This window comes from uncultured Campylobacter sp. (assembly GCF_938040115.1).
Lineage (GTDB): Bacteria > Campylobacterota > Campylobacteria > Campylobacterales > Campylobacteraceae > Campylobacter_A.
The window spans coordinates 1-3,945 of record NZ_CALHXD010000150.1 but is presented as its reverse complement, the minus strand read 5'-3'; the positions used below and the strand labels follow the sequence as shown (position 1 = coordinate 3,945).

Sequence of the window (3,945 nt, the reverse complement as noted above, 5' to 3'; positions counted from 1 at the left end):
TTTGGGCGGGCTGGATGCGTATTTGTTTAACGTAGAGGATGAAATTTACATCAATGGTTTAGAATTTACGGAAAAATTCTTTTTTTATTTAGGCGTGGATACGGCTTGTTTGCTAAAATAAATTTAAAGGCATTCAACGATGAAATTTATTAGCGTAGATATAGATTTTTTAGATATTTATTCTAAAAATTTAGACGAATAATACAAAAATTTTCACCTAAAAATGGCGGAAATTTTCGGTTTTCCGGACTTTTACGGCAAAAATCTCGCCGCTTTGATAGATTGCTTATCTGATTTAAGAACATTTGGGGACGAAGAGCCCATGACTCGCTACTCTTTAAACGATGACGAATGCCTTTTATTAAACGTTAGAAATTTATCTAAAGCATCAAACGATTTGAGACGCAAATTTTTATTAGCCCTAGAAGCCGTAAATACGCGCTTATCGGCTGATAAGACGCCTACGATATTAGTAAATTTAACGAGCAAAGGATAGACTTGCTGCAAGAAATAAGAACCAGCTGCGAACCGGCGGTAATCGGCGTTAGAAACGGCCTATATCAGACGGAGTTTATAGACGCCAAATCCTTTCCCTCTAAAGACGTCAAAGACAAATTTGCGGACGTTTTTACGAATCCGCTAAATTTATCCGCATTTAAAGACGAATGCGTTAAAGCGTTTGCGCTAAAACGAGCAAAACAAACCGATATCGTTTCTTGCGACTCGGGTATTTTTGATTTGGATTTTTTGATTTCGCAAAAAGCAGCAGACGTCATCAAATCCTTTAAGATTAATAATCTGATAAAAGTACCCGTCGAAATTGACGGCTGGAGCGGTAAATATTTCGCGGTTAGTTTCCCCAAATACGGCGTTAATATCGTAAATTTTCCCGAGTCTATTTTTGTATATCAAGATTATGATAAAGAGCAAGGAAAATTTATCGATATCGTAAGAAGCATTGACGCCCCAGACGAATATGGCGACTTAATGACGCAAATCGTCCCTAGAAAAATATCGCTATCGCAAAAAATAGAAGATAAGGCGTTTCATATAAACGGCATGGGGCTATTTTTCTCTCGCGATATTTTGGACGCGTTTTTATCGCAGCAAATAAGCGGGTTTAGCCTGCATGACGCTTTCGTTTTAGCTTAAATTTACCGGCTTTTTGGGAGTTTGGCGACCGCGTGACTTTGGCGTAAATTTACCTTAGCTTAAATCAGGCTATAAATTTTCGCCGCCCATAGCCGAATTTTGCTCGCTTGCCTGGTTTCGCGTTTGCCGGGCGGTTAAATTTAGGGCGTTAGGCTCGCTCGTATTTGCCAAAAAACGTATCGGCGAGGCTTTGTTTTACCTTACTCTCTTTGGCGGGGCGCTCAAAACTCGGGCGCGCATTCGTCGTTTGCTTGAGCGCTTTTATCTAAATTTGCAGTCGCGTCTTAACGCGGGGTTTATCGCGCTTAGCGTTTCATTTATCAGGCGGCGTTTTGTCTTGGCCTTACCCGCCCGGTCGTTTGCAAACTTGCGTCTAACCGCCGATAAAGCCCGTTTCTCCGCCGTAAATTTAGTCCAAATAACGCATCGCTAAGGCCGCTAAAATAAGCGCCGAACTAAGCGCGGCCGTTAGTTTATATAGCCGAATGGCTCCAGCGCAACGACTTTTCATATCGCGGATTTTAGGCAGTTTGCTAGTTAAATTTAGCTCTAAAAGCGCCGCATCAAATTTACCGCAATCAAGCCTCCCCTCCGCAAAATCCTTAAATATAAGCGTGTCAAAATGCAGCCTAACATGCAGATAAAATAACACCGCAAAAGCCGCCAAAAAGCCCGCAACAACGGCAAAATTTGCAAAAATGCGAAGGCAGACGGCCAGCTGAAGTAAATTTAACAAGAAAAACAGCCTATGCGTCGCTAAAAATCTAGCCGTAACCAGCGCCAAAGCCCTATCGTTCGTCCTTTGACGGTATTCCCGCTCCCCGTCTTGCGCCGCTTTTTTGCTTTGCTCCGCATTCGTCATTTTCTCTCCTTATTTTGGGCGTTTGGTTAAATTTTCGTTCGTTTTCGCCGAGAATTTTGCAATGCCGCTTGTTTCCAGCCGACAGATTTTTTAAATTTAATCCCTCAAGCCGGACTTGATCAAATTTGGCCTGCGCCTATTTCGCGCTTAAATTTGCCGCTTCTTTACTCCGCTTTCGAATTTGCGCGGGCTTCTGCGGCTAGCCGCGCTATCCGCTCGCGCAGCGAGCTAGCGACTGCGATCTTTTCGCGGCGAGATTTTAACAAATTTAGCGCGTCGTCAAATCCTAGTCCCGCGTAAATCACAAGCCAAGCGAGCAACACCGACGCGCTCCTGCCGTAGCCCAGCGCGCAGCAGACCAGCACCTTTTTATCGTTTTGCTCGGCGGCTCGTTCGTTTGAACCCGTGAGAATTTGCCCAACCTCGGCGATCTTGCTTTCGTTTGCCGAGCCGCACGTTTGCAAATTTACCCGCGAGCTCGCTTGCTCATGAAATTTAAAATCTCGCCCGTGCGCACAACCCGCTTCGGCGCCAAAATTTGATCCCAGCTCCGCCTTTCGCGGCAAATTTTCGCCGACGCAAAGAGCCCTTTTTACGAGCCGCTCAAGTTCGTCCGCGCCGCGTTTTAGCTCGTCTACGCTCGGCGTTATCATATCTAGCATAGGCACGCTCGCATAAATTTGCGCGCCGCCAGGCCGCTCAAACTCGGCCGCGCAGTCAAGCACCGCGTCAAATTTGCCCGCCTGCTTAACCGAGCCAAGATACAGCCCCGGCAAAATCTCGTCTGAAAGCCGGCGTCCGCGTAGCCAAAAAAGCGCATTTAGTCGCGCGACGCAAAGATAGGGAAAGAGCAAGGCTTTAACCGCGGCGGCGTGTTTGCCTTGCCCGTTTTTGGCAAAAACTCCCGCACCCAAAAACGCGTAACCGCAAGCAACCAGCGCAAAACTAAGGCTCGCCCACGACAGCCACAGCGCCCACGAGCTCCAAATTTTAGCTCCCGCAATCGCCGCAAAAAGCGTCAAAAACGCAAGCCCCAGATACAGAGCCGCCCATTTGTAGCGCGCAGCCTCCGCGGCCATAGCAAGCCTAGTCGGCTCGCCATCCATCGGACGAATGAGCAGCACAAAACAGCCGGCGGCTAATCCCGTCGGAATGTCGATGAAATGGTGCTGATACGTGGTCAGCACGCTAAGGCCGATGAGCGCAAACCACGCCGCAAGCGCCACTTTAAGCCAAACCGCGCGCACCTTGCGAAGGTAAAATGCGCCCACGACGACGCAAAGCATGATGTGTAGCGACGGGGCTTGATTAAACGGGAGGTCAAAGGCGGCGAGGCTTGAGAACAAAAAGCCGCTAAAGCCCGAAACCGCAGGCTTTTCCCACGACATTTGCAGAGGAAAGGCGATAAAAAATAGCGTCGCGATCACCTGCGCGGCCAGCAGCTGCGTAACGTAGCGCGCGAGCTCCCCGGCGTCACGGCAGAGAAAAAATCCAAGCGCGTAGAGTAAATTTAGCGACCAGTACGGCACGATGCTCCACGCCCAAAACGGCAGCGCGCGTTCCCACGCGAAATAGATCTCGGGCACGTTTGCGCGAGCGCTCGCGAGGGCGTTTGTAGCGCCGTAGCTGGCGTAAAATATCGCCGCAACGACGACTAGCGCAGCCAGCTGCGATAAAAACAATTTCGTTTTCATTTTTACCTTTTTTGCTAATTCTATCAAATTTTAGCGGCTTTGCGTTTTCACGGCTTAATCGCCGATATCGCTCGCTTGACGTAAAAACGTAAAATTTACTCGCCGAGACCCGTACCCTGAAAATGCTAAATTTGGTTTTGGTTAAATTTGGTGTTGTGCATTAAGCTTTTGCGCAAATCAACCTTTCTTGTTAAGGGGGAAGGGGCTTGAATTACGAAGTCGCTCCCTTCCCCCTTA

The 3,945-nt window shown here is 47.9% G+C and carries 3 protein-coding genes and 1 pseudogene; 2 read left to right on the top strand and 2 right to left on the bottom strand.

Translation table 11 applies throughout. From position 1 onward, the window contains the following. Positions 1-220: 220 nt before the first annotated feature. Positions 221-496, top strand: a pseudogene (locus Q0314_RS11295) (barstar family protein); the annotation flags it as partial. 2 nt (positions 497-498) lie between these two features. Further along, entirely contained in the window at positions 499-1,152 is a 654-nt protein-coding gene (locus tag Q0314_RS05385) for a hypothetical protein (RefSeq protein ID WP_298057338.1), read from the top strand. A 409-nt stretch (positions 1,153-1,561) separates the two neighbouring features. On the opposite strand, the gene Q0314_RS05380 is transcribed toward Q0314_RS05385, so the two are convergent. Further along, positions 1,562-2,014 carry a hypothetical protein gene (locus tag Q0314_RS05380; RefSeq protein ID WP_298057336.1) on the bottom strand — a complete coding sequence of 151 codons (453 nt, stop codon included), beginning with the start codon at positions 2,012-2,014 and terminating at the stop codon, positions 1,562-1,564. Positions 2,015-2,178: 164 nt separating this feature from the next. Next, a complete protein-coding gene (locus Q0314_RS05375) occupies positions 2,179-3,708 on the bottom strand; it encodes a phosphatase PAP2/dual specificity phosphatase family protein (RefSeq protein WP_298057334.1) in 1,530 nt (509 codons plus the stop codon). Positions 3,709-3,945 lie beyond the last annotated feature (237 nt).

What these genes read in the sequence shown, in the direction of transcription:
- Q0314_RS05380 (WP_298057336.1), bottom strand. Translation starts at nt 2,014, where the DNA reads ATGACGAATGCGGAGCAAAGCAAAAAAGCGGCGCAAGACGGGGAGCGG.
- Q0314_RS05375 (WP_298057334.1), bottom strand. Translation starts at nt 3,708, where the DNA reads ATGAAAACGAAATTGTTTTTATCGCAGCTGGCTGCGCTAGTCGTCGTT.